Origin of the sequence: Streptococcus sanguinis (assembly GCF_020729765.1) — a bacterium.
Taxonomy (GTDB): Bacteria; Bacillota; Bacilli; order Lactobacillales; family Streptococcaceae; genus Streptococcus; species Streptococcus sanguinis_Q.
The window spans coordinates 1-3,864 of the sequence record NZ_JAJEPD010000013.1; the positions used below are offsets into that span (position 1 = coordinate 1).

General features: G+C 26.9%; 1 protein-coding gene. It reads left to right on the forward strand.

Translation table 11 applies throughout. The features are described from left to right. Positions 1 to 178 precede the first annotated feature (178 nt). Positions 179 to 3,661, forward strand: coding sequence for a hypothetical protein (locus K4H96_RS00725; RefSeq protein ID WP_227956309.1), 3,483 nt, complete (start codon positions 179 to 181; stop codon positions 3,659 to 3,661). Positions 3,662 to 3,864 lie beyond the last annotated feature (203 nt).

Consider the following 3,864-nt stretch of genomic DNA (forward strand, 5'->3'; position numbering starts at 1 on the left):
TAATGTATTAAGAAATTAGATAAGGTTTTTAACTGGAAATAAATTGACGGCTAATTTAAGAAGTTGTATAATTCTAAGGAATTTAATTTATTCGCAGATAGATGTTTAGAAAGCTAGATTTCTTTCAACATTCTGATTACATTTGGGAGATAAAATTGATAGCCTATGAGGAAAAAATATGAATAACTCTTTTTTATTAGAATATGACATTGAATCTTTATCTAAAGTTATCTACTCTATTACTTCATGGTTTCCAAATAGGAGATTTTTAGGAATAGTAGATAAATTGAATAGAGATTTTATTAATAATGAAAGTAAGATTTTAGGGACTACTAAAATAGACTCATACAGCAAATTTGTAGACTTTTATAAAAAAGCAATTGAGTATTATATACCTGAATACCCAAAAGAAGATTTCCCTATTGATACTGGAAATGTAAGGTTCTATTCAAATGATAGATTTCATAAAATATTTATAGGAAATGGCAATGAAGATACTTATGAAACTTCATTTRTAATAGAATCTTTAGTGCATGATTTTAAGCAATTCAAAGAAATATGGTATGAGATACTTGAATATGAAGATTTAATTATTTCATCCTTAGAACCATTTAAAAGTGAGTTTACTCAAGAAAACTTTGAATGTCCACCTGAGAGTTATTTCAATTTTATATATCAAAATCATGAGCTTTTTTATGATAACGAACTTGCCCAGTATTTCAAAACATTCAAAAGTAATAATGCTGAGTTATATCCATTATTTACTCCTGTTAATAACTTTCCCATATTTTTACCAGTTATGAAAGATTGTTTTATGGAGAGAATAGAAAGCGAAATAGAGGAATCAAAGTTTGAAGAATCTATTTGGTTAAGCTTCTGGAGCAGACTAAATTGTAATTTTACAAAATTCTTTGAACGAGAAGGAAATTCATTTTATAATCTGAGGTTAATTAACAAAGAGGCTAAAGAAAAGATTGATTTAAAAAATACATTGGCATTTTTAAATGAAGATAAATTAATTGTTTTAGAGCCAAGCCAAAATAAAATTTCAGATCACTTAAAAAAAGGAATTATTGATAATACTTACCAGATAGCAGGTCTTTGTCAAGATGGAGAAGTTAGAGGATTTCAGTTTAAGTCCCAGAGCAATATTATTTTTGTTGGAGTTGACACCAAGAGTATATCTCCAAATATCACTAAAACATTCCTATTTGGAGATGATGATGAATATGTATTAAATGCAAGTAGTATTATAGGAATAATTAACAATGCGAATTCAATAAAAGAAATCGTTGATTTTTTTATAGCTTATAACAATAATCAAGATAGAATTATGTCTTTCTCCAATGGAGATGCTTTATTTCGAATGTGGCAATCATCAAATCAGATGATTAATGATGGTGCTTTGAATGTAAATATGGCTTTCTTACCCTATGAAAGTGTTCATTATAATATGGAAACGTTTGATAAAATTGTATTAAACTATCCATTTGAAATAGGGGGAGAGTTTTATAATATTCATGGTTGGAAAATAGTTGATAGGGAACAAACTGATTTGTCACTTATTTCAAAAGCTCATCTTGGATCAATTGATATATTTTCAGAGAATCATAAAAAAATTATATATCGGGAGTTACATTTTATTTTAGAAGATATAAATATCTATGATTACGAACAAATAAAATCTTTTAACGAAATTGTTTTAAATGCTTTATGTCATAATAAAGAAGCAATTTTATCAAACTATGAAAAAGAAACTATGGAGATTAATTTAGTATCTAAGTCTGTGCTTGATAGAAATGCTAATTCTAGATGTCCGATACAAGAAACGAACTATTTTAATAAAATAGTTTTTGTTAAAAATTCCAAATATCAGATAACTTTATTAGCTCCTAGATGGAATAAAATATTTGCTGATAATCTTTCCAAATCAACATTGGAATTTGAAAATACAATTCTAATAAATTTACTAGACGGTTTCCTTTTTAAGGATAGAGTTTTGTTATTTGAAAAAATTAAAGAAACAGACAATGAGAAACGAACTTCAAGCTTATTTGAAGTTCGGGTTGAATATTTTATTCAGCCTCATTTAGAATTCTCAGCTCCTAAAAACTATTCTTTTAAAAGAGTTAGGAAAAGTATTGCTAACACCATTAAAGAACTTGGATTAGAGCCAGGTATATATTGTGATTCAGACATAGTTGCTATCGTAAGATGTTTTAGAAATAAAATACGCGAAGACTTAGTTTCTATGATGTCATTGTATAATCAGTATGACTTGATACTTAAACTACAAAATATATTATCTTTAATTATTTTTAATATTGATATCCACCGCAGAAGATTAACTACATTTTCAGATAACGGAAATCTTCAAACTGTTAAATTAAATAAATTTCGAGAACAAACGATTGATTTACGTGAAGAGGCCCGCGTTTATAAACCAATATTAGAATATCTTATTGAAGAGAATTTAGTAACAGAAAGGGATGATGACGCATTAATTCCAAGTGATGATATTGTTGATGAATTGATTGCTTATGGGAAATACATATTAGATTTTCAACTTCTTTCTGATGCCTATTCGTATGGTGCTAGCAATTGGTTTCAGTTAGAGATTGAAGATAATTATGTTGTAGATATTTCAGAAACGGAAAAGTACTTACAATTTGTTGATGAAATGATAGACATCAAGTATAAATATGGTGAATACGCAAGTAGAGATAAGGAAATTGACAATAATATAATTGATCTGGTTAAGAAATCGTTCTTTCAAGATACGAAAGTTGATTTTGATTCTTTTATTTGTTTCCTCTCCATATTTTCAAGTAATAGTCATATTTTAAAATTAAAAAATCAAAAATTACTGACTGTAAAAGGAAATGTTGTAACAGGTAAAATAGAAGATTTGGCTAAATATTTTGAAGAGAATTCGGACTATTCAATTGAAATCTTTTATGGTGTTTTGAAATTCTTAGTTATAGAAAAGAAGAAAATTACTACTAATGGAGTAATTCCAATATGGGACAAAAAGAAAAGAGATAATAAATTTTCTGCTAAACCTATTATTGTTAATCATAATAGCATTATTTTTTCACCTATTATTCTTGATAGGTTGGCAAAAGATTGGACAGAGGGAATGATGAACTTCATTTTACCATATGATATTGGTATGCAAAATACGCTAAATACAATAAATAGTTGGAAAAAATTTTACGAACAACAGATAGTCCAAAATCTTAAGGGCTTATTTAAAGATAATAGGTACGTTACTCATATTGATCAAGAATTATATAAATTAGATATTAAAGGAAATCATCCTAGAAATTTAGGAGATTACGACCTAATTGTGATAGACAATAAGCTGAAAGAAATATTATTATTTGAAGTTAAATATATGCGTTTAAGTCAGACTATGAAAGATAGTATGGGTGATCAAAAAGAATACTTTTTTGGGGGAAAGGCCAAAGGACTAAAGTTCAAACGGCGAGTAGAGTATTTTGAAGAGAATCTAGATGTAATTTGTAGAAATATCGGATTAGAAGAGAGATACTCATTAAAATCATATTTCATTACAAATAAACTAATAAAATCAAACTTTGTGGAATTTCCATTTGAAATTATTAGTTTTAATGAATTTAAATCTCTCAATAATAATTGAATTTCTTTATAAAATTTGAACAGGTTATCAAAGTATTCATTTTCTAAAATTGATAAAAGAGATTTTGTATATATTAACTTCTAAATTTATTTCTCATAAAATGTAGTCATTTGGTTGATTTTTACAGACAGAAGTCAAGCAGACATTCACTACTCGTCAGTTATGACGAAAAATATTGATTTAAAGTGATTTTTGAAATTTAG